Annotated in this window: 18 protein-coding genes; 14 read left to right on the top strand and 4 right to left on the bottom strand. The window is 63.1% G+C overall.

Features of this window, described 5'->3' with window-relative positions; genetic code table 11:
- Window positions 1–30: 30 nt before the first annotated feature.
- Window positions 31–834 (bottom strand): alpha/beta fold hydrolase, encoded by an 804-nt coding sequence (locus MOD31_RS11640; RefSeq protein WP_250820677.1) that lies wholly within the window; start codon window positions 832–834, stop codon window positions 31–33.
- A gap of 129 nt (window positions 835–963) precedes the next feature.
- Between MOD31_RS11640 and MOD31_RS11635 the strand changes: the two genes are divergently transcribed.
- The 5 genes from MOD31_RS11635 to MOD31_RS11615 all read left to right on the top strand — a co-directional run bounded on the left by MOD31_RS11635 (window position 964) and on the right by MOD31_RS11615 (window position 6,339).
- Entirely contained in the window at window positions 964–2,466 is a 1,503-nt protein-coding gene (locus tag MOD31_RS11635) for a four-carbon acid sugar kinase family protein (protein ID WP_250820676.1), read from the top strand.
- 25 nt (window positions 2,467–2,491) lie between these two features.
- Window positions 2,492–3,394: an NAD(P)-dependent oxidoreductase gene (locus MOD31_RS11630; protein WP_166841055.1), complete on the top strand. Its 903-nt coding sequence runs from the start codon at window positions 2,492–2,494 to the stop codon at window positions 3,392–3,394.
- A 172-nt stretch (window positions 3,395–3,566) separates the two neighbouring features.
- Window positions 3,567–5,033: a GntP family transporter gene (locus MOD31_RS11625; protein ID WP_250820675.1), complete on the top strand. Its 1,467-nt coding sequence runs from the start codon at window positions 3,567–3,569 to the stop codon at window positions 5,031–5,033.
- Window positions 5,033–5,908, top strand: coding sequence for a class II fructose-bisphosphate aldolase (locus MOD31_RS11620; protein WP_250820674.1), 876 nt, complete (start codon window positions 5,033–5,035; stop codon window positions 5,906–5,908). The genes MOD31_RS11625 and MOD31_RS11620 overlap by 1 nt, the downstream gene beginning before the upstream one ends.
- A gap of 38 nt (window positions 5,909–5,946) precedes the next feature.
- Window positions 5,947–6,339 carry a DUF1304 domain-containing protein gene (locus MOD31_RS11615; protein WP_142937068.1) on the top strand — a complete coding sequence of 131 codons (393 nt, stop codon included), beginning with the start codon at window positions 5,947–5,949 and terminating at the stop codon, window positions 6,337–6,339.
- Window positions 6,340–6,406: 67 nt separating this feature from the next.
- On the opposite strand, the gene MOD31_RS11610 is transcribed toward MOD31_RS11615, so the two are convergent.
- Entirely contained in the window at window positions 6,407–6,826 is a 420-nt protein-coding gene (locus MOD31_RS11610; protein ID WP_250820673.1) for a VOC family protein, read from the bottom strand.
- Window positions 6,827–6,981: 155 nt separating this feature from the next.
- Between MOD31_RS11610 and MOD31_RS11605 the strand changes: the two genes are divergently transcribed.
- Together MOD31_RS11605 and MOD31_RS11600 are read left to right on the top strand one after the other, a co-directional pair.
- Window positions 6,982–8,337 (top strand): acyltransferase, encoded by a 1,356-nt coding sequence (locus tag MOD31_RS11605; RefSeq protein ID WP_250820672.1) that lies wholly within the window; start codon window positions 6,982–6,984, stop codon window positions 8,335–8,337.
- On the top strand, window positions 8,334–8,690 hold the full coding sequence (locus tag MOD31_RS11600; RefSeq protein WP_142937065.1) for a GNAT family N-acetyltransferase: 357 nt from the start codon (window positions 8,334–8,336) through the stop codon (window positions 8,688–8,690). The genes MOD31_RS11605 and MOD31_RS11600 overlap by 4 nt, the downstream gene beginning before the upstream one ends.
- 4 nt (window positions 8,691–8,694) lie before the next feature.
- Here MOD31_RS11600 and MOD31_RS11595 read toward each other — a convergent pair whose 3' ends face one another.
- Entirely contained in the window at window positions 8,695–9,273 is a 579-nt protein-coding gene (locus tag MOD31_RS11595; RefSeq protein WP_250820671.1) for a hypothetical protein, read from the bottom strand.
- A gap of 118 nt (window positions 9,274–9,391) precedes the next feature.
- Here MOD31_RS11595 and MOD31_RS11590 point away from each other — a divergent pair, with 118 nt between their 5' ends.
- Both MOD31_RS11590 and MOD31_RS11585 read left to right on the top strand, forming a co-directional pair.
- A complete protein-coding gene (locus MOD31_RS11590) occupies window positions 9,392–11,011 on the top strand; it encodes a sigma-70 family RNA polymerase sigma factor (RefSeq protein WP_250820670.1) in 1,620 nt (539 codons plus the stop codon).
- Between the two features lie 205 nt (window positions 11,012–11,216).
- On the top strand, window positions 11,217–14,156 hold the full coding sequence (locus MOD31_RS11585; protein ID WP_250820669.1) for a hypothetical protein: 2,940 nt from the start codon (window positions 11,217–11,219) through the stop codon (window positions 14,154–14,156).
- Between the two features lie 61 nt (window positions 14,157–14,217).
- Here MOD31_RS11585 and MOD31_RS11580 read toward each other — a convergent pair whose 3' ends face one another.
- Window positions 14,218–14,589, bottom strand: a complete 372-nt coding sequence (locus tag MOD31_RS11580; protein WP_142937061.1) for a hypothetical protein — start codon at window positions 14,587–14,589, stop codon at window positions 14,218–14,220.
- A gap of 288 nt (window positions 14,590–14,877) precedes the next feature.
- Here MOD31_RS11580 and MOD31_RS11575 point away from each other — a divergent pair, with 288 nt between their 5' ends.
- From MOD31_RS11575 to pnuC, 5 genes are all read left to right on the top strand, one after another.
- Window positions 14,878–16,440 carry an aspartate aminotransferase family protein gene (locus tag MOD31_RS11575; RefSeq protein ID WP_308196367.1) on the top strand — a complete coding sequence of 521 codons (1,563 nt, stop codon included), beginning with the start codon at window positions 14,878–14,880 and terminating at the stop codon, window positions 16,438–16,440.
- Window positions 16,437–17,780 (top strand): lysine N(6)-hydroxylase/L-ornithine N(5)-oxygenase family protein, encoded by a 1,344-nt coding sequence (locus tag MOD31_RS11570; protein WP_250820668.1) that lies wholly within the window; start codon window positions 16,437–16,439, stop codon window positions 17,778–17,780. The genes MOD31_RS11575 and MOD31_RS11570 overlap by 4 nt, the downstream gene beginning before the upstream one ends.
- Window positions 17,777–18,367, top strand: a complete 591-nt coding sequence (locus MOD31_RS11565; protein WP_250820667.1) for a GNAT family N-acetyltransferase — start codon at window positions 17,777–17,779, stop codon at window positions 18,365–18,367. The genes MOD31_RS11570 and MOD31_RS11565 overlap by 4 nt, the downstream gene beginning before the upstream one ends.
- A complete protein-coding gene (locus tag MOD31_RS11560; RefSeq protein WP_250820666.1) occupies window positions 18,364–20,208 on the top strand; it encodes an IucA/IucC family siderophore biosynthesis protein in 1,845 nt (614 codons plus the stop codon). Before MOD31_RS11565 ends, MOD31_RS11560 begins: the two co-directional genes overlap by 4 nt.
- A 155-nt stretch (window positions 20,209–20,363) precedes the next feature.
- Complete coding sequence (gene pnuC / locus MOD31_RS11555) at window positions 20,364–21,029, top strand: nicotinamide riboside transporter PnuC (RefSeq protein ID WP_142937056.1); 666 nt, start codon at window positions 20,364–20,366, stop codon at window positions 21,027–21,029.

Here is a 21,029-nt window from a genome sequence, read left to right as displayed (position 1 = left end):
TACCCTCGGGACGGGTGGATGTCAGACATCTTACGCTGGCGGTGGCCAGCTTGTTTCCCAAAATTCAAGGAGCGCCTCTGCGCAGTGTTCGGGCTGTTCCCAGTGGACGTTGTGGCCGGCGCCGCGAATGGCCGCCAACCGGCGACCCGGGCTTGCGGCCACGAACGCGCGCATTTGCTCGATAGGGCGCACCCGATCTCCAGTACCGGCGATCACCAGTAGTGGCGCGCGGACGCGCCCAGGCGCTGAAGGTTCGACGCCGGTCATGGCCGCCACCGCGCTGGCGGACAGAATCCGAAACGGAGTGTCGAACCCTGTGCTGAGCCGCGCCATGTCTGCTGCGGCCAGCTCTCCATACCAGGCGTTCATGAGCTGCACTACGGTCCCGGCGTCGAAGAACCCCTGATCCAGCTGGGTCCTGAGCACCTCCTTGAACCCCTGGTTCTGCGGCACCGGCGCCATGCCCACAAGGGTCAATGAAGCCACCAGGCCGGGGCGGGCTGCCGCAAGCGTCAACGAAACACTGCCACCCATCGAATGTCCCACCATATGCACCGGACCGCTGGCCCGGTCATCAAGGGCCGCGGCCACGGAAGCCGCTGCCGAGTCCAAGGTCCATTCGAAATCCGGCGGGAGGGACTCGCCCGGGTGGTAGCCGGGGAGGTCCAGAATCCAGACTTCCCTGCCGGCGTCGAGCAACTTATTCGCGAGGGGTTCCCAATACACGGAACCGGACGCCCAGCCATGGATCAGGACTGCCGGAATGGGCTGACCTGCGGGAACGGCAGGAGTGAGGACGTTCACGAAGGGGAGTGGAACAGCGCTGCCAGCCATCCTCTCAGCCTAGTGATGCGCAGCACCTTGCGCGGTGAGGAGCCGTGTGTCACACTAATTCAAATGTTAGATGTCTGACATCTTACATTCACTAAACCGCAACAGAGATTTCCCACGATGGAGTGCATAGTGACCCTTGAAGCCGACGTTCTGGCCGCTTTCCCGGCGGAAGTCCAGATTCCTGCTCAGTTGGTTGCCGACGCCGTGACGGCGTCTGCCGCGGACGCACCAAAGATCCTGGTGGTCCTCGACGACGACCCCACGGGAACGCAGTCAGTTGCGGATCTCGCTGTGCTCACCCGCTGGGACGTGGAGGACTTCACCTGGGCGTTCACCCATATCCGTGCGAACCAGACCAAGCCCGCGGTCTACGTCCTCACCAACACCCGCAGCCTTGACCCGGCCGAAGCCGCAGCGCGCAACGAGGAAATCGTCCGCAACGCTCTGGCTGCCGCAGCCGCCGGCGACGTGAAGCTGGGCTTCGTGAGCCGCAGCGACTCCACCCTCCGCGGCCACTACCCGCTGGAGCCGGACGTCATCGCCGCCACCGTCGCTGCAGAAACCGGCGAACCCACCGACGGCGTGGTGATCGTTCCGGCATTCCCCGACGCCGGCCGCGTCACCATTGGCGGCATCCACTACATGCGCGGCACAGCCGGTTCCCTCACCCCCGTGGCTGAGACCGAATTCGCCAAGGATGCCAGTTTCGGTTTCGCCAACTCCGAGATGGCCAAGTATGTGGAGGAGAAGTCGCAGGGCCGGTTCCCCGCGAGCGACGTGATTGTCCTGGACCTGAACATCATCCGCGCCGGAGCGTCAGCGCAAGATCCCACCATCTCCGCCAAAGCGATCGCCGACGCCCTGGAATCCGCCACCAACTCCACGCCGATCGTGGCCGACATCGTCACCGAGAACGACTTCCGTGCCCTCGCCCTGGGCTTGGAGGAAGCAGAACGCCGCGGCAAGAAACTCCTCTACCGCGTGGGCCCGCCCTTTGTCAGGGGCCGCATTGGCCAGGAAATTCGCACTGCGCTGACCTCGGAAGAAGCCTTCGCAGGCAACACTCCCTCCTCAACCGGTGGATTGATTGTGGTGGGCTCCCACGTTGGCGTCACCACCCGGCAACTCAATGACCTCACTGCGCAGCACAGCTCGGCCCGGATCATCGAGATCGACGTCGAGAAGCTCATTGCCGGAACCAAAACCTCGGGCGAAGCAGAAGCCGACGCCTACATCGAAACCGTTGTGTCCGACGTCGTCGACGCCCTTCACAAGGGCGACGTGATCGTCCACACCAGCCGCCTGCTCATCAAAACCGACGACGCCGCAGCGAGCCTGAAGATCGCCCGCACGGTTTCGGCCGCCGTCGTGGCCGTGGTGAACCGGACACTCAAGACCTTCCCGCCGCGGTTCGTCATCGCCAAGGGCGGCATCACGTCCTCGGACGTGGCGGCGCACGGCCTGGAAATCCGCCACGCGATTGTCCGCGGACCCATGCTGCCGGGCATCGTCTCGCTGTGGGAGCCGGTGGACGGTCCCGCCAAGGGCATCCCTTACATCGTCTTCGCCGGCAACGTGGGTGACGACCAGTCCCTGACCCAGGTTACCCGCAAGCTCAGCGCCACTTTCTAAAAGCACACATTCAATGGAGAACACCATGACCAGCAGCAACTACACCATCACCGTCCTGGGCCTCGGCGCCATGGGCCTGCCCATGGCCACCCGCCTTGCCTCCGAGCTGACCGTCCACGGTTTCGACATCGCAGAGCCGCGCCTGGAGCTCGCAGCAGCGGCCGGCATCAAGACCTTCGACTCCGCCCGCGAAGCTTCCCAAGGTGCCGATGCGCTGCTGTTGGCCGTCCGCAACGGCGAGCAGCTCAACGATGTCCTCTTCGGCGAAAACGGCGTGGCCCCGGTCCTCAAGCCGGGCGCCGTGGTGATCCTGGGCAGCACCGTTGGCACCGAAGCGATTCCCGCAACGGTAGCCAAGCTGGCCGAGTATGGCGTCGCGCTGGTTGATGCTCCACTCTCCGGTGGCCCCAAGCGTGCCGGCGAAGGTGACCTGCTGATCGTTGTTGGCGCCGAGCCCGAGGCACTCGAAAAGGCGCGCCCCGCACTGGAACTGCTGGCGTCCACCCTGAGCATCGTGGGCGACAAGCCCGGCGACGGCCAGGCACTGAAGACCGTCAACCAGCTCCTGTGCGGTGTCCACATTGCCGCCGCCGCAGAAGCCATGGCCCTCGCCGACGCCCTCGGCCTCGACCAGGCCAAGACTCTCGCCGCCCTGGAGGCAGGCGCCGCCGGTTCCTTCATGCTTTCCAACCGCGGGCCGCGCATCCTCGAGGCCTACACCGAAGACGGCGCCGAGGTCCTCAGCCGCCTGGACATCTTCGTCAAGGACATGGGCATCGTGGGCAAGGCAACCCGGGCCGCCGGCCTTGCCGCACCCGTTGCCGCCGCCGCTGAACAGCTTTACCTTCTCGGCCAGGCCCAGGGCCTCGCCGCTGCCGACGACTCCGCCGTCATCAAGGTTGTTGCGCCCTCCAAGCGCACCGCCTAACCCCGGAGTTTTTGTACAGCTAACGCCCTCATGAGCAGCCCAGAAGGGCATTAGCTGTACAAAAACTCCACACCCCCAACAAGAACCCGCGACGACGGCGGTCCCCCCTTCGCCGTCGTCGCTACCTCCGCCGGTCTTCTCTAGACTGGTATGTCAAAGGAGACACCCCCCAATGAACCCCCTCGTCAACTCGCTGATGGTTCGGGCGGCTGATGCCCCCGCCATCAAGCCCGCAGTGGAGCTGGGAACACCGCTTCTGCTGACCATCGCCGCGGCCGGGATCGCCCTGTTGCTGGTGCTGATCATCCGCTTCAAGATCCAGGCCTTTGTTGCCCTTCTGGCGGTCAGCATCCTGGTGGGCGTCGCAGCCCAGATCCCGCTCAAGGACATCTTCACAGTGGTGACCACCGGCGTTGGCAGCACCATGGGCAAGGTTGCGTTGCTGATCGCCCTCGGTGCCATTCTTGGCCGCATGATCGAGGTGTCCGGTGGCGTGCAGTCACTGGCCACGCACTTCACGGAGAAGCTCGGTGCCAAGCGCGTTGCTGTCGCTTTGACGGCCGTGGGCTTCCTGGTGGCCATCCCGGTATTCTTCGAGGTTGGCGTGATCGTTCTGGTCCCCATCGTCTACGCCTTCGCCAAGATCGCCAACGTTCACCCCATCAAGTTCGGCCTGCCCATGGCCGGCATCATGCTGTCCATCCACGTCGCAGTCCCGCCGCACCCGGGCATCGTGGCCGGTGCCGGCGTCTTCGGCGCGGACATCGGGCTCATCACCATGATCTCGCTCATCATCTGCATCCCCCTCGGATTCCTCTCTTACTGGGTTGCCAGCATCATGAACCGCAAGGAGTACGAGCTCCTCCCCGGTGTGAAGCAGCAGGTGGAAGAGTTCGGCTCCGAATCCCTGGTCCACGTGGGCCACGACGGCCCCGGCGCCCGCGCAATCGCTCCTCCCCGCCCCGGCCTGATCATGTTCCTGATCGCCGCTCCGATCGTCCAGATCCTCCTCGGCACCGTCGGCACGCTGACCCTCCCCAAGGACAACTACTGGTACGGCGTGGCTGCGTTCATTGGCAACCCGTTCTTCGCGCTCCTGGTGGCCGTGGCGCTGTCCTTCTTCCTGCTGGCCGTTCGCCGTAACTGGTCCCTCAAGGAGACCGGCGAGATCTTCGAGGGCGCACTGCCTCCCATCGCCTCCATCCTCATGGTGGTTGCTGCAGGCGGTGTCTTCGGCGAAGTCCTCCGCACCTCGGGCATCGGCGCCGCACTATCGCACACGCTGGACAGCCTGGGCCTTCCGGTGATTGTCCTCGGATTCATCATCTCCCTGGCACTGCGCGCCGCGCAGGGTTCGGCCACAGTGGCCATCGTGACCACCACCGGCCTGCTCACCTCCGCTGTGATGGAGGGCGGCTACTCGCCGGCCCAGATCGCCGTGATCGTGATTGCCATCGGCTTCGGCTCGCTGGGCCTGTCCCACGTCACGGACGCAGGCTTCTGGACCGTGATCCGCTACTACGGTCTCACCGTGTCCGACGGCCTCAAGACCTGGACCGTCCTCACCACCATCCTGGGCTTGGCCGGCTTCGCGCTGACGTATGTCGCTTGGATCCTGGTGGGAGGCCTGGCCCACTGATGCGCGCCACACTCGACCACTTGGTCAACTCCGCCCTGGCGTCCGGCTCCGCTGTTCCGGCCTTCACCTGCTACGACTTCACCACCGCGTTGGCTGTTGTTGAGGCGGCGGAGGAAGCCCGGCTGGGCGTGATCCTGCTCGTCGCTCCAAAGACTGCGTCCACGCCCAACGGACTGCGCCTCATCGCAGCCCTTCGAGGCCTTGCCGACTCCGCGGGCGTCCCGGTTTCCGTTCAACTGGACCATGCCTCGGACCTCAAGGTCATCCTCGACTCCGTAACCGCCGGCGCGGACGCGGTCCTGGCTGACGGTTCGTCCTTGCCCTACGAGGACAACATCGCCCTGGTTCGCGAAGTCCGTGCCGCACTGGACGCCCAAGGCGCCTCCGACGTCGTGATCGAAGCGGAACTTGGCGGCCTGGCCGGGGACGAGGACAAGGCCTTCGGTACCGAAGACTCAGCGCACGACGCCGGTGCTTCCGTTGCGGGACTCACCAACCCTGCGCAGGTGGCTGACTTCGTAGCGCGGACGGGTGCGCAGTTGCTTGCCGTCGCGGTGGGCAACGTGCACGGAAAGTACAAGGGCGAGCCGAACATCCGTTGGGACGTGCTGCAGGAAGTTGCTGATAACACCGAGGTGCCGCTGGTACTCCATGGTGCGTCGGGCATTCCAGCGGATGAGCTCGCGAAGGCCCCTTCTCTGCAGGTGGGCAAGGTGAACTTCAACACGGAGCTGCGCACGGGAATCCTGTCCACTCTCGAAGCTGAAACCGCTGCACACCGGGCCGACGGTGAGAATCTGCAGGGTTTGCTGGCCCGCTGGAACGGCTCGGCTGCCACGTTCGCCGGCGCCACGCTGGAGTTGCTCAGCGCCTAGGGCCAAGTTCAAGAACACAGGGAGGCTAGGATCAAACCATGATCCTGGCCTCCCTGATTTTTGCGACGATAGCCGCCCTGCTCCACGTCTACATCTTCACCATGGAGTCCATTACCTGGACCAAGCCCAAGACCTGGAAAACGTTCAGCATCACCTCTCAGGCCGACGCGGAAACGACCAAGCCGCTCGCCTACAACCAAGGCTTCTACAATCTGTTCCTCGCCATTGGCGCGTTGATCGGCATCGTCGCAGTAGCCATGGGTGCAACCCAGGTCGGCTGGACCCTCGTCTTCAGCAGCTGTGGTTCCATGCTCCTCGCGGCACTCGTCCTCGCCGCCAGTGGAAAAAAGTACCTCCGCGCAGCAACGCTCCAAGGCACAACGCCGTTGCTCGCCGTCGTGCTTGGAATCATCGCCGTTACAACCTCCTGATTTTTTGTACAGCAGGTGCCCTGAAAACGCCTTCTGAAGGGCATCTGCTGTACAAAAACTCGCGGGCTTAGGACTCCGGGGGACCGGATTGTGCCGCTGCGCCGTCCATCCACAGGACTTCCCAGTGGTGGCCATCCAGGTCACGGAATGCGCGGCTGTACATGAAACCAAGGTCCTGGGCGTCGTAGGTTTCGGACCCGCCGGCTTCGAGCGCCTTAACGGCCAAGGCATCCACGTCTTCACGGCTATCGGCAGAAATGGCGACAATGGCCGCCGTCGTGTTGTGCGTGTCCGCGATGGGCTGCTTGGTGAATTCGCTGAACTTGGCATGGGTCAGGAGCATGGCATAAATGGTGTCGCTGAAGACCACGCAGGCTGCAGTGTCATCGGTGAAATTAGGGTTGATGGTGTAGCCAAGGGCCGTGTAGAAGGCCTTGGATGCTTCAAGGTCGCTGACGGGCAGGTTGACGAAAATCGACGTAGTCATGCCTCTGATCCTGCCGGTGTTTCCATGAGCCGTCCAGAGGCAATTCTGCGGTAGCTGATATTCCGGAAGGGACAGGCGCCCCGCCTGCTGGTCCCGTACCTCAACCGGGCGGACAATGAAGTCAGCACGCAAATGCGTGCCACTGCAGGGGAGCCATGGAGATGGATGCGAATCCTACCGCCGGCAAGGCGACGGCTGTGCAACGGGACCCGGTGATCGACCTTGTCCGGTTCACCTGCCTGCTCCTGGTGGTGGCCGCGCACTGCATGATGGTCAGCCCGGTCCTGCACAAGGACGGGACGGTCACTACCGTTAACGTGCTGATGGAGCAGGGTTGGTTCACCCCTGTGGCTTGGGGCCTCATGATCGTGCCGTTGTTCTTCGTCCTGGGCGGTGTGACAGGTCTGCAATCATGGCGTCGGCTGAAGGCGCTTGGCGGGACTGGATTCGACTTCGCCCAGGTGCGGCTCCTGCGCTTGGTGCGTCCGGCCATGGCTTTGCTGGCGATCATGTGGGGAGGGCTGTGGATCGCGCTGCTGCTGGGTGTCCACCCGCAGGTCATCCAGTTAATGACCGCCGGCGCCGCCATGCCGCTCTGGTTCCTGGCGGCCTACCTCACAGCGCAACTCAGCATTCCCCTGATGGCCCGATTTCACGAACGCGCGCCACTTCAGACATTCGCCGCCCTGGTGGCCCTGATCATTACAGTCGATTCCCTTCGCGGCGCCATTCCCGTCCTGGCGTTCGCGAACATGATCTTCCTCTGGTGCGCCGTCCAACACCTGGGCTTTCTGATGGCTGACGGCTTCTTCGAGCACAGGAGCCGCACCTGGCTGGTTGGGGCCATCGTCTCCAGCAACCTCTTGCTCGGCGTGGTGACCGGTGTGGCCGTGTACCCGGGGAACATGGTGGTTAACCTGAACCCGCCCAATTTCTGCCTGCTCCTCTTGGGCATTTCCCAAGCCGCAACACTCCAGTTGCTGCACCACGGTCTTCGGGCGATCGCCGGCTTCCGTTGGATCCAGGCAGTCATAGCCGTTGCAGGACGGCACTCCATGACCATCTATCTGTGGCATCTTCCGCTCCTGGTGGGCATGTCCGGGTTGCTGCTGCTCACTAATGTTCCCAAGCCGTCGGCCGGGACCGCAGAGTGGTGGTGGGCGCGAATACCCGTCTTTTTCTCGGTTGTAGCCCTGTTGGTCCCCGTGGTGTGGCTTCTTGGTCGCTTGGAGAACCGTCCGACGGCGGCCAGCCACGCCCGCGGTCCGTTGCGTTCCGCTGTGGTGACGGCCGGCGTCGTGGTTTTAGTCCCGGTGGCTGATGCCGCCTTGAACGGTTTGACGCTGGCACTGTTGGGCGGGGGAGCGGCCTGCTTCGCCCTTGCCGTCCTTCTTCTCGGAAGGGTTCCGACGCCGGTGGTGCAACCGCCGCTGCGGGAGGACGCGGAAGTATCCGTGGAGCGGTTGCGGACGTTGCCAGAGCCGGATTTACGTGCCAATCTCGAAACATGACCGAGTACACGGATTCACTGGCAGAGTCGTTCCGCCCTGGCGTCACCACAGTGCGCAACGACAAATTTCACCGCTATGAGCTACATGTGGACGGAGAGTTGGCCGTGATTTCCCAGTTCATGGACAAGCCCGGTCATATTGATTTCATTCACACTGAGACGAAGCCGGGGTTCAACGGCCAGGGCCTGGCGAAAGTACTGGCGCACTTTGCGTTGGATGATGTGGTGGCGTCCGGAAAGCGGATCATCCCGCATTGCCCTTACATTGCCGCGTACTTGAAGAAGCACGAGGGCTACGAACAGGACGTTGATTGGCCTGCTGAGAAGCCTGTGGGCCAACCGAACAACGAGTAGACGTTTAGCTCTTTTTGCGTTGGACCGTGGTGGTCTGGAACGGCCAGTTCGGTGGTGTTCCGCTGAGGGAGACCAAGGCGTCATGCTCATCGGCGATGAGCTGTCCCCGACACGTGGCCCGGACCTGCATTGCACTGACCAGGCTTCCGCCGTGCAGGTGATCGGAGTCCGTGACCAGGTAGGAGAAGCTCCGCATCACTGATTGGCCAGGGGCCAGGCGGCTGATTTCAAGATCCCGCTGGACAGGTTCAGTGGTGTAGTGGAGTACTTCCATGCCCTCGTTGGTGAAGGAACGCGGTATCAAGGCGATGTCCCGCAGGTAACTGCCCGAGTCGTTGGTGATCCATGCCGTGAAAATGACAGTATCGCCCGGAATGGCCCAAGTCCTGTCCGCGCCGTAGACCAAGGCGACATGTCCCGCGTTCTTCTTGCGGGCAAGCAGTCCGGAGCGGCAGTGCGGCAATCCCCGAACCACGGCCCCCTGACGCCGGTGGGCCTTTTGGTGGAGTGCGCGCGTCAACTTCAGGAGGGGGCGCCGGACGCCGGTATTTCCTCGGCTCAGTGCGGCGGTTGGGAAGGTCATGACTCACTAGTGCTGCCAAGTACGGAATCGTGACGCGAAAAATGCAAAAACATGAGTTCTCTACAGGTATGACGAGCGCGATTCAAGTCACGCGGAATCTGATGTCACACTACTGCTTATGGATCATGTAACTTCGGTAAAGGGCGGCGGGGACTCCTCAGCCCTCGCAATGGCCGCTGAAAGCGATCCCCACATCATTTCCATGGTGCGTCAGGGGGTTACGGAAGCCTTCGACGTCCTCTATGAGCGGCACCTGAAGATTGCCCAATATGTGGCTCGTGCCCAGACCGACAATCCCAGTGACGCCGACGATGTTGTTGCTGAGTCATTTGCCACAGTCTTCCAGTTGCTGACCGAAGGCAAGGGGCCCAAGGAGTTCTTCCGTTCCTATCTCCTGACCGTGGTGCGCCGCACGGCTCACGACCGGAACCGCAGGGCCCGACGAATGCCGACTGCTGCCGACGACGCCGTCCTGGATTCCGCTGTATTGGACAGCGACCCCGTCCTCAACGACCTCGAGTCCAGCATCATGGCCAGGGCGTTCAAGTCCTTGCCCGAACGCTGGCAGGCCGTACTCTGGCACCTGGACATTGAAGGCCTGAAGCCGGCCGCGGCGGCTCCGCTGGTGGGGCTCACTCCCAATGGCGTCTCGTCGTTGGCCCTCCGGGCGAGGGAAGGACTGCGTCAGGCCTATCTCCAGCAGCACATCAGCCAGACGATGGATGACGGCTGCGAAGAGTACGCCAGCCAATTGGGAAAGTACGCCCGCAACGCCCTGAGACGCACCTCTGCGGAGAGAGTCAGGATTCACCTGGACGGCTGTGCCAAGTGCACTGCCCTGCTGATGGAACTTAACGACGTCCAAGGCGGCATGAGGGCCATCCTGTTCCCCTTGGTGACGGGCATCGCCTTCAGTCCGGCCGCGTATGCGTCGCTTGGATCAGCAGCCATAACCCCAGGGACCATCGCGGCGCGCAGCGTCAGCCACGTGTGGAAGATGGCGGCGGCGATCGTGGTGGGAGTACTGGCGCTGGTGGGAGTCCTCGGATGGTTGCTTCAACCCACTGCCGCCACCGAGTCCGATGCTGCTGGGGACGGTGGTGCGAAAGTCCCTCCGGTCCACGCGACGTCAGCTCCAGCCACAACACCCTCGCCAACTACAACGCCTTCGCCACCCCCAACGCCGGGGGTCGAGGCTACCGGGGTGTCACCGGGTCTTGCCCAGGTTCCCGCGGCAGAGACGCCCGTGGCCGCCGAGCCGCAACCCACCGCCGTCGAGACTCCGCCGGCGGAGGGGAAGCGCAGTGCCGTGGTGGTGGACTCCGGGACGGTGTCGTCGACGGCGGCGCCCGCGGCTTCCAGCCCTACGGCACCTGAAACGCAAACGGTCGATGCGACGTTCGCCTCAGCTGCCGGCTCCGGTTCCGGGGAACGGGAGCTCCGTGTGGAGTTCTCGGTGGACGGCGAGGGGTCGCCCACAACGGGAGAAGTGTTCTTTACACTCCCGGACCAGGCGACGTTCGTGGCGGACAGGACTGCTGCTCCCTCTGGGTGGACGTGCGCCGGAACGGCTTCCCAACCCCGTCAAGTCCGTTGCGTCACGACCTCAATGGCCGCTCACGATCTTACGTTCAGGCTTGGCGTCGCCCTGCCGGATGGTGCCCGCGGAGGGATGCTCAATTACCAGTTTGGCGGCCGAGGCATTGCCAACAAGTCCTTCGCCAACGCCTATCACTAGGTAACTTGTGCCCACTGCTTGTGCTTGACGGCTTGTCCTTGGCGCGGCAAATGAGGGATTCCCAAAAAGTTTTTCGGATTTTCGCGTCATGATTCGGCCGCTGCCCTCACCTTAAGTTCGGGTCTCCTGTGCTTTCGGTGCCCCCGTTGGATGCATTGATTTTTCAACGACAAGAACATTTGGTTGAGCGCACTGAGGAAAACCCATGAAGGACGTACGTCCACGCAAGCTTCTTGCGGGCATGATCGCTACGGCTTTGATGGCGGCCGTGATGTCGCTGGGGTTGGGTGGAGCCTTAGTGCAGGCTGCCTGGGCCACGGCACCTGGAACACCTGGCGCGGCCCAGACAGGCACTACTGTCTACGTTGAGGACTTCTCCAACGAGGACGCCACGGCCGGGGCAATCGGCATCCTGGACTATCAGGGCGGTCCAGCAGCAGCCCATGAAAGCTATGTAGCTGACACGCCCTACACTCCGGCGGGCGGCGAATGCGACGGCTGGATTCTGAACTCCTTCACTCCGTTGCCCACGGCTGACTCCGGTTGCCTCAGGAACCAGCCGGCCGGTTGGGCGCAGGTCCAGCAGATGGCCGTAGAGCTCGGCTTGGCACAGGGGCAGAGCCCGGAGCAAGCTGCCGGAAATCAGGTGTTGTCCGAGTACACCAACAGTGCCGCCGGAAACATCGCGGCCGGTGTGCAGTTCCGTACGGAGGGGAACGCTGTTCCGGCAATAGCGGGCCACTACTACGCTGTGTCCGCATACTTCGCCCAAGTGAACTGCCATGCAGCGCACGCCAGCCAGACCTTCAGCCTCCTCATCAATGGGACGCGGCAAGTCCTCAGCGCCGGGCTTGATCCGTGTGGCAGCAGCACCCACGCCAGCGTTCACGTCACCAAGCTGCAATCCGTTCCCTACCGAATCCCGGATGGCACCATCAACCCCACCCTTGGTCTGGAACTCCGGAATGAGACCACTACCGGAGCCGGCAATGATGTGGCGTTCGACCTCCCGCAGATTGTGGACGTCACGCCGCAGCTGGACAAAGCCTTCACTCCTTCCCTGGTGGGTCCTGGCGGTACGTCCCGAATGACCCTGACGGTCACCAACACCGATGAACTGGCAGCTAAGAATGACTGGTTCGTCACGGACACCCTCCCCGCCGGAGTTGTGGTGGCCGCTACCCCCAACCTCGGCGGGACGTGTGAACAGTCGCCGGGGACCAGCCCGATGCTGCGGACTGCGGCGGCCGGAAGTCCCTCGATTTCCGTGACCGGCGGTGATATGGCGCCGGGCATGTCGTCGTGCACCATCACGGTGGACGTCACCGCTGCTGTAGAGGGAACGTACGCTGACGGTCCTGCCTCTATGGCCACCAACCTGGTCCCGCCAGCGAACGCTGCCCTGACCGTGCGCGCCCCGCGCCTGGAAATGAGCACGGCTCTGAATGCGACACGCCTGCAGAATTCGGACCAGTTCACCACTGAAATCCGGGCAGGCTCGGCCGATGGGCCGGTGGTGGGCAGTAGCGTGAACTCCACCACCACGGGGTCCGGTGCCACGGTCACTGCGGGTTCCGGCACCACTGGCCAGTACGTTGCCGCAGCGGGCGCCACGTATTACCTCACTCAATCGGGCACAAACCTGTCCGGCTATGACAAGAACATCACTTGTGCCGACGCCCACGGACTGCAGCCGGACCTACCCAACGGCGCGGCCTTCCCCGGTTGGCTTGCCATCGTTCCCGTCGCCGGTGCCGACATCAGCTGTGTGGTGACCACCACGGCCGACTCGGCGCCGGACATGGAGGTCACTGTCCTGGCCGACGCTTCCGCCGTCCGGTCTCCTGCAGTTGTGGGGGACCGGATCGGGTACTCGTTGACGGTAAGGAATACGGGAAACGTCACACTGACCGACGTAGTGATCAACGATTCGAAGCCTGTCCTTTCTGCCATGGCCTACAACTGGCCAGGCATTCCGGGGGAGCTTCTTCCCGGCCAGCTGCTGGTAGCGACCGCATCGTATGCCATTACCCAAGCCGACATCGACGCCGGCCACGTCGCCAACAGTGCTTGGGCTACCGGGAACCCTCCCGCGGGTCCGCCTGTCACTCCACATACCGGCGTTGCAGACACTCCCTTGGTGATGGCGCCGGCCATGCAGTTCACCGGGTCTTCAAGGAAACCCGATGCTGAGGTGTCGAAAGTGGGCGATGTCATCGCCTACACCTTCACCTCGACCAATAGCGGCAACGTCACGCTCAAGGACGTGGAGATCGATGCTCCGCTGGTTGGCCTTTCCTCCTTGGACTACAACTGGCCGGGTACTCCGGGCGTGATTCTCCCCGGACAATCCGTGACGGCCGCGGCAACGTATACGCTCACTCAGGCGGATATCGACGCCGGCCGCGTGGTCAGCAGCGCGTCCGCCACGGGTACTCCTCCCGTGGGCCCTTCCGTCACGCCGCCGCAGAGTGAAACAGGCACTACGCTGAACACCATCTCGACGTTGGAGTTCGGGATAACCGGGGACGCTTCCGCGCTGGGAGACCCGACGCGGGTGGGCGAGATGATCGTGTACAGGTTCACGCTGCACAACGCCGGGAGTGCGCCACTGACGGCTGTGGCAGTGGCCCATCAGATGCAGGGTCTCACGGATCTGGACTACGCCTGGCCCGGTGCCGCAGGAACCCTGTTACCCGGTGAAACTGTCACCGCTACGGCACGTTATGCGGTCACCCAGGCCGATACCAACTCCGGAAACGTCACCTATTCGGCCACGGCAACTGGTACGCCTCCGCGGGAACTCCCGGTGATCACTCCACCAGCGCGGGTTACTGTGACTTTTCCTCCGGTCTCCCCGGATGGGGCGGCGCCCCCGGAGGGTACGTCTCCTGCGGCGGGTACCAATCCGGGATCGGGTAAGCATCCTCCATCGGGTACGTTCGGGGCCGGGGATGACCCGGAACCGGCAACCACTCCTGCGGGAGCCGCCAATGCCCCCGGGACTTCGGATGTCCCTGGCCAGCCTGAGGGATTCCTGGCCAGCACGGGGGCTGTCCTCACGGTGCTACCCATCAGTCTGCTGGTTACCGGGTTGGGGCTTTTCATGCTCCTCAGTGGACGCCGCAAGCGCTCCAAGGCATAGGGCATAGGGCATAAAGTGCGCGGCGGCCGGGACCCATCCCCGGTGCCGCATGCTGTGTCGGTTATACCGAGTTTGTTGGTGAGGGTCTCTTACGTTGCCACTGCACTGCGTGCCAGAAGAGCAGGGCGGCGGCCAGCAGCAGGCCGCCCAGGAGTACGTACGGGGTGTAGGACATCAGCATGAAGCTGAGCTGCGCCGATGTGTTGAACTGTGTTGGTCCTGCCATCGCTGCCGCTGCTTCGGTCAAGGCCCAGAACCCGAAGCCCAATAGCCCTGCATCCAGCACCCACAGCGCAATGATGAAGGGGTTGGGCGAAGCGCGTTTATGCGCGGGGTCTGCGGGTTCGGGCGCGTCAGGGCTGACGGCGGGCATGGCGTTGCCGTGCTCGTCGATTTCGCGGAAACCGATGCGTTCGTGAACGTGGTCTTGCATGAGGTCCCCCAACCGCTTGTTGCCGATAGTCCTTGCACTCTACTCCCTGCCCGATGCGAGCCGCAGGTGGCAGCTGCTGGTGGCTGTGGACGTTTCGGGTGGCCGAAAAGCGAGCCACATTTTGCACCCAATGTCGCTGGATGGAAAGTCAATGACGCGGTCCCGGACGGGAAAAACGCGAGAAACCGCCTTCTAGGCGAAATAGGTCACAAAAGTTTGACGGAAAGGCTTACCTAAGTAAGGCTTACCTTGCTAACAAGCGCCCCAACGCAATGGAAGGAAGCTGACGTGACGTCACCTAGTGTCGAAGAGCGGATCGCTCAGGAGCAGGATTTTGGCTCCAAAGTGGAACTGGCCCTCGCTGCCACAAACCAGCTGTTCAACGCACGAAATTCACCCAGTTACGTCGCTCAGGTCCTCCAGGGGGTCAATGCGGTTTCCACCAAAGTCCAGCGGACCTCCCAGCCGTTTACCGGCGTCGGGCATGCTGAACTGAAGGCGAAAGTTGGTGCGGTGGACCTTGAGCGTCCGCTGCCGGACACGGCTGCTGCCCTGGAAGAGCTAGACGATCTCTACCTCAAGGACGCCATCTACTTCCACGATTCCCGCTACGCTGCACATCTCAACTGCCCGGTGGTCATCCCGGCGCTGGTTGGCGAAGCGGTGCTCTCGGCTGTGAACTCCTCCATGGACACGTGGGACCAGAGCGCGGGAGCCACGATGATCGAGCGCCGCCTCATCGATTGGACCGCCGAGCGCATCGGCTTCGACGCCGAGGCTGACGGCGTGTTCACCTCCGGTGGCAGCCAGTCCAACTTCCAAGCGCTGCTGATTGCCCGCAATCACGCGGTCGCCAAGCTGCGGGCGACGAACGGGGACGCCCGCCTGCCGCACCTGCTGGACCGGCTCCGGATTTTCACGTCCGCGGACAGCCACTTCAGCATCCAGAAGTCCGCGTCCATGTTGGGCCTCGGCTTCGACGCCGTGATTGCCGTGCCTACCACCGAAGACCACCGCATGGACCCCGCCGCGCTCGCGGCTGCTTTGGCAGAAGCGCACGACGCCGGTCTGATGCCGATGGCGGTTGTGGCCACTGCCGGGACCACGGACTTCGGTTCGGTTGACCCGCTCTCCGAGCTGGCGGCACTGGTCCGTGCCTACGATTCCTGGCTCCACGTTGACGGCGCATATGGTGGCGGCCTCATCGTGTCCGGCCGTCACCGGCACCTCCTGAAGGGGATTCACCTGGCGGATTCTGTCACCGTGGACTTCCACAAGACTTTCTTCCAGCCGGTCAGCTCCAGCGCAGTCCTGGTCCGTAACGGCTCCATGATGGGCCATGTCACGTACTACGCGGACTATCTGAACCCGGAAAGCGCTGCGAAGGCCGAGATTCCTAATCAGGTGGACAAGAGCATTCAGACCACCCGCCGCTTCGATGCCCTGAAGCTGTGGTTGACCTTGCGGATCATGGGGGCCGATGCAATCGGTGCACTCTTCGACGAAGCGATCGACCTCGCCGCCCGGGTAGGGACCTTGCTGGCTGAGGACGCCGAGTTTGAGCTCGCCGCCGCACCGCAGTTGAGCACCTTGGTATTCCGCTACCGCCCGATGGTGGACGGTGCAGCCCTCGACGACGACGCTGCAGACGCCCTCAACCCCGCCATTCGCGCCGCGATCTTCGCCTCCGGGGAGGCCGTAGTTGCCGGCACCAAGGTGGCTGGCCGCCACTACCTCAAATTCACCCTCCTCAACGCCGAGGCGAGCCTGAGGGACATCCAGGAAATCATCGAACTTATCCGCCGGACGGGCAGCGAGCTGCTGGCGAACACTACGGAGGCTGCAGCATGAGCACGCAGGACAACGGCAAGATCTACGACGTCGCAGGCATCGGCGTCGGGCCTTTCAACCTGGGCCTGGCCGCGCTGAGCGAGCCTGTGGAGAACCTGGACTGCGTGTTCCTGGACCGCCGTGAGTCCTTCGACTGGCACCCTGGCATGATGCTGGAGCCGGCGCATTTGCAGGTCCCGTTCATGGCGGACCTCGTGACGCTCGCCGATCCGACGTCGCCGTTCTCGTTCCTGAACTTCCTGAAGCAGACCGGCCGGCTGTACCGCTTCTATATCCGGGAGAACTTCTACCCGCTGCGTGCCGAGTACAACCAGTACTGCCAGTGGGTGGCCGGGCAGCTTGAGTCTGTTCGTTTTAGCACGGATGTGCTGGATGTGACGTACGACGACGGCGTGTACCGGCTTTCGGTGCAAGGCCCGGAGGGGGCCGAGGTGCTTCGCGCCCGCAAGCTGGTCCTGGGCACCGGCACCTCGCCCTATGTTCCGGATTCCTGTGCAGGGATAGTGGACGCCGGAGGACTTGTCCTCCACAACGCCGATTACCTGTCGAGGAAGAGTGAGCTGCAGTCCAAGCGCAGCATCACCATCGTGGGAAGTGGACAGAGCGCCGCGGAGCTGTACTACGAGTTGCTTCAGGAAATCGATGTGTATGGCTACCAGCTCAACTGGGTCACGCGCTCGGGCCGTTTCTTCCCGCTGGAGTACACCAAGCTCACCCTGGAGATGACCTCGCCGGAGTACGTTGACTACTTCCACTCGCTCCCGGGGGAGCAGCGCGATTCCCTGATCAAGAGCCAGAAGAACCTCTACAAGGGCATCAACTCGGACCTGATCGACGACATCTACGATCTCCTGTACACCAAGAGCCTCTCCGGAATGGTGGACACGCAGCTGCACACGCACTCGTCGCTCACCGCCGCGGAGTGGGACGCTGCCACGGGCGCCCACACGCTCCAGCTGCACCACGAGGAGCACGGGAAGAGCTACAGCCTGGAGTCCGAAGCCGTGGTTCTCGCCACCGGGTACAGCTACAAGGAGCCCGCCTTCCTGGCCGGTATCCAGGACAGGATCCGCCGCGACATCAAGGGCCGTTTCGACGTCGATCGGAACTACGGCACCGGTGTGGAGGCTGGCGAAATCTTCGTCCAGAACGCCGAGCTGCACACCCACGGCTTCGTCACCCCGGACCTCGGCATGGCTGCTTACCGGAACTCCTGCATCCTGCGCGAAATCACGGGCCGCGAAGTGTATCCGATCGAGCGAAGCATCGCGTTCCAGCAGTTTGGCGCTCCCGCTCCCGTGGCTGCCAACGTCGCTGAGACAGCGGGGGCAACAGTATGAGCTTCACCTTCCGGCCCGTCGATCCCGTAGCGGACGCACCTGTCCTCCACAGCTGGGTGAGTCAGGAATACGCGCGATTCTGGGGCATGGTTTCGGCCACCGAGAAGGACGTTGTGGAGGAGTACTCCAAGATTGCCGAATCGGGCCATCACCAAGCCTTTTTGGGGCTCGACGACGGCGTCCCCGCCTTCCTGATGGAGCGTTACCGCCCGGAGTCATCGCCGCTGGCAGACGTCTACGAGGTCCAACCCGGTGATGTTGGCATGCACCTTCTGGTGTCACCGCCCGCAGGCGATCCCCAGCCAGGTTTTACCACCGGCGTCATGCAGTCCGTGATGGCGGAACTGTTCGCCGACCCGGTGACCCGACGGGTCGTCGTCGAGCCTGACGCCCGCAACCACAAAATCCATGTCCTGAACGAGAAGGTCGGTTTCCGGCCGCACGGCGTGGTGACCCTTCCCGCCGTCGACCCCGCCGAAGACCATAAGCAAGGGCTGCTGAGCTTCTGCACCCGCGAGGATTTTCTCGCTACCCTGACCCCGATTCTGGCCGCGCCTGCCGCGGCGACCAGAGGAGAATTCCTGTGACCACCACTGCCGATAACGCCACCACCACTGCGGCTGTTGATTCCGTGTCCCACCTGACCCCGGAACGCTGGGCAGCCGCCAACCGGCACCTGGTCCGAAAGGCGATCGCCGAGTTCTCGCACGAGCGCATCCTGGTCCCGGAGCTGATCCGTCAGGAGGGCGCCGGCGTGGGGCTTTACAAGGTGGTGAGCGATGACGCCGCTACTGAGTACCGTTTCCGCGCCAGGCTGCTGCAATTGGAGCACTGGTCCGTCACCGCCGAATCCATCGTTCGGTTGCGGGACGGTAAAGAGCTCCCTGTGGATGCCTTGGACTTCATTGCCGAGTTCCACGAGGCCCTGGCCATCCGCCAGGAAATGCTGCCCGTGTACCTGGAGGAAATCAGCAGCACGCTGGCCAGCCATGCCTATAAACAGGGCAAGCCCTTCAACTCGGCCCAGTTGGCGGCGGGCATCACCGGTGGTGCTGATCGGGCTGCGGACTTCCAGGCCATTGAGCACAGCATGACCGAGGGGCACCCGTGCTTCGTGGCCAACAACGGCAGGCTTGGATTCGGAATTGAGGATTACCACGCGTTCGCTCCGGAGACCGGTGCCACCGTGAAGCTGCAGTGGATCGCCGTGCACCGCAGCAAGGCTGTGTTCACATCGAGTGCCGGGCTGGATTACCGGACGCACTTCGAGGCTGAACTGGGGCCGGCCACTCTTGCGTGGTTCAACGCGGAACTGTCCGCATCCGGGCTGGATCCGGAGGACTATCTCCTCATGCCCGTCCACCCGTGGCAGTGGGACAACAAGCTCACGGTGACGTTCGCGGCAGAAATCGCCCAGCGCCACATCGTGAACCTTGGTACGGGCGAAGATTCGTACCAGGCGCAGCAGTCCATTCGTACGTTCTTCAATACCGATTTCCCGGAGAAGGCCTACGTCAAGACGGCCATGTCTGTGCTGAACATGGGCTTCATGCGCGGGTTGTCTCCGCAGTATATGAAGGCAACTCCGGCCATCAATGACTGGCTGCAGGAACTGATCGGCAATGACCAGGAGCTCCAGAACCGGGGCCTGGCCATGATCCGTGAAACCGCGGCAATCGGGTACCACAACCACTACTACGAGGCTGCCTCGGCCAAGGGTTCGCCCTACCGCAAGATGCTCTCTGCCCTGTGGAGGGAAAGTCCGCTGCCGCTGCTGGAGGACGGCCAGCAGTTGGCCACCATGGCATCGCTGCTGCACGTGGATTCGTCCGGAAACTCCGTGGTTTCTGCCCTGATTTCCCGGTCCGGCCTGGCGCCCACCAAGTGGCTTCGCCGCTACTTCGAGGCCTACCTCGTGCCGCTGGTCCACTGCCTTTATGAGTACGAGCTCGCTTTCATGCCGCACGGTGAGAACGTCATTCTGATCCTCGAAAACGGCGTGCCCGTCCGGGCGATCATGAAGGACATCGCCGAGGAAATCGTGGTCATGGGGGACAGGCTGGAGCTTCCGGAGGAAGTCTCCCGCGTCAAGGCTGAAATCCCTGCCGAGGAGATGGTCCTGGCCATCTTCACGGACGTGTTCGACTGCATCTTCCGCTTCCTCGGAGCCATCCTTGTGGAAGACGGGACGCTGCGCGAGGACGAGTTCTGGGGGACCGCTGCCTCCGTACTGCGGGAGTACCAGCAGCGCCACCCGGAGCTTGCTGACCAGTTCGCTATGCACGATCTCTTTGCGGCGGACTTTGAGTTGTCCTGCCTCAATCGCCTGCAATTGAGGAACAACCAGCAGATGCTGGACATCTCCGATCCCTCCGGCGGGCTCCAGATGGCCGGTCGCCTGGCCAACCCCTTGGCCAAGTTTGCTTAGGCTGCACCGGAGATAGCAAATACAGCAGGGACCGCAGGGGAAGACTTGCCTGCGGTCCCTGCCGTCATCGCCCTCCACGGGGTTATTGTCAAAGTGACGATAACCCTGCTACAGTCATTATTGTCAGAATGATAATAACGAACTGAAGGATGACGATGATGGCGCTGCTCGACTGGATGAACTCCGCGGCAATCCCCAACCTCTTCGGCACTCCGGTGAGCTGGATCGAGATTATTGGTTTCGTCACCGGCGCCGCCTGCGTCTACGGAGTCGCGAAGCAGAAGCTGTGGAACTGGCCCATCGGAATCCTGAACAACATCGCGTTCATTATCCTGTTCCTGGGAGCCGGTCTTTACGGTGAAACCGTCCTGCAGGTCATTTTCGCCGCCGTCGCTGTCTACGGTTGGTACAACTGGATCCGCGGCACGGCTGGCACCGGGAGCCGGAACGACCTCCCCATCCGCGATGCGAGCCGCAATGAGTTGTTCCTCGGCCTCGGGGCCACGGCAGCCGGCACTGCAGCCGTGGCGATGGTCCTCACCCACGGAACAGATTCCCAGGTTCCCTGGCCGGACGCTTTCGTGCTGACCGCATCCCTGGTGGCCACCTACGGGCAGGCCAAAAAGATCTTCCAGCACTGGTACGTGTGGATCTTCATCGATGTGGTCTCCATCCCGCTCTACTTCAGCCGCGGCCTGACGTTGACCGCCATCCTCTACCTCGGGTTCCTCGCTCTCTGCGTTTATGGACTCATCGACTGGAAGCGCACCCGAAGCGCTGCAACGCCGGCCACCCCCGAAGCCATCAAGGCAGGAGCCTGA

Source organism: Paenarthrobacter sp. TYUT067, assembly GCF_023656375.1.
In the GTDB taxonomy this organism is placed as follows: domain Bacteria; phylum Actinomycetota; class Actinomycetes; order Actinomycetales; family Micrococcaceae; genus Arthrobacter.
This window is presented reverse-complemented; position numbering and strand designations above follow the sequence as displayed.

Coding starts and splice junctions, on each gene's coding strand:
- MOD31_RS11625 (WP_250820675.1), top strand. CDS start 3,567: ATGAACCCCCTCGTCAACTCGCTGATGGTTCGGGCGGCTGATGCCCCC.
- MOD31_RS11565 (WP_250820667.1), top strand. CDS start 17,777: ATGAGCTTCACCTTCCGGCCCGTCGATCCCGTAGCGGACGCACCTGTC.
- MOD31_RS11630 (WP_166841055.1), top strand. CDS start 2,492: ATGACCAGCAGCAACTACACCATCACCGTCCTGGGCCTCGGCGCCATG.
- MOD31_RS11580 (WP_142937061.1), bottom strand. CDS start 14,589: ATGCAAGACCACGTTCACGAACGCATCGGTTTCCGCGAAATCGACGAG.
- MOD31_RS11595 (WP_250820671.1), bottom strand. CDS start 9,273: ATGACCTTCCCAACCGCCGCACTGAGCCGAGGAAATACCGGCGTCCGG.
- pnuC (WP_142937056.1), top strand. CDS start 20,364: ATGATGGCGCTGCTCGACTGGATGAACTCCGCGGCAATCCCCAACCTC.
- MOD31_RS11615 (WP_142937068.1), top strand. CDS start 5,947: ATGATCCTGGCCTCCCTGATTTTTGCGACGATAGCCGCCCTGCTCCAC.
- MOD31_RS11610 (WP_250820673.1), bottom strand. CDS start 6,826: ATGACTACGTCGATTTTCGTCAACCTGCCCGTCAGCGACCTTGAAGCA.
- MOD31_RS11600 (WP_142937065.1), top strand. CDS start 8,334: ATGACCGAGTACACGGATTCACTGGCAGAGTCGTTCCGCCCTGGCGTC.
- MOD31_RS11590 (WP_250820670.1), top strand. CDS start 9,392: ATGGATCATGTAACTTCGGTAAAGGGCGGCGGGGACTCCTCAGCCCTC.
- MOD31_RS11585 (WP_250820669.1), top strand. CDS start 11,217: ATGAAGGACGTACGTCCACGCAAGCTTCTTGCGGGCATGATCGCTACG.
- MOD31_RS11620 (WP_250820674.1), top strand. CDS start 5,033: ATGCGCGCCACACTCGACCACTTGGTCAACTCCGCCCTGGCGTCCGGC.
- MOD31_RS11570 (WP_250820668.1), top strand. CDS start 16,437: ATGAGCACGCAGGACAACGGCAAGATCTACGACGTCGCAGGCATCGGC.
- MOD31_RS11605 (WP_250820672.1), top strand. CDS start 6,982: ATGGAGATGGATGCGAATCCTACCGCCGGCAAGGCGACGGCTGTGCAA.
- MOD31_RS11640 (WP_250820677.1), bottom strand. CDS start 834: ATGGCTGGCAGCGCTGTTCCACTCCCCTTCGTGAACGTCCTCACTCCT.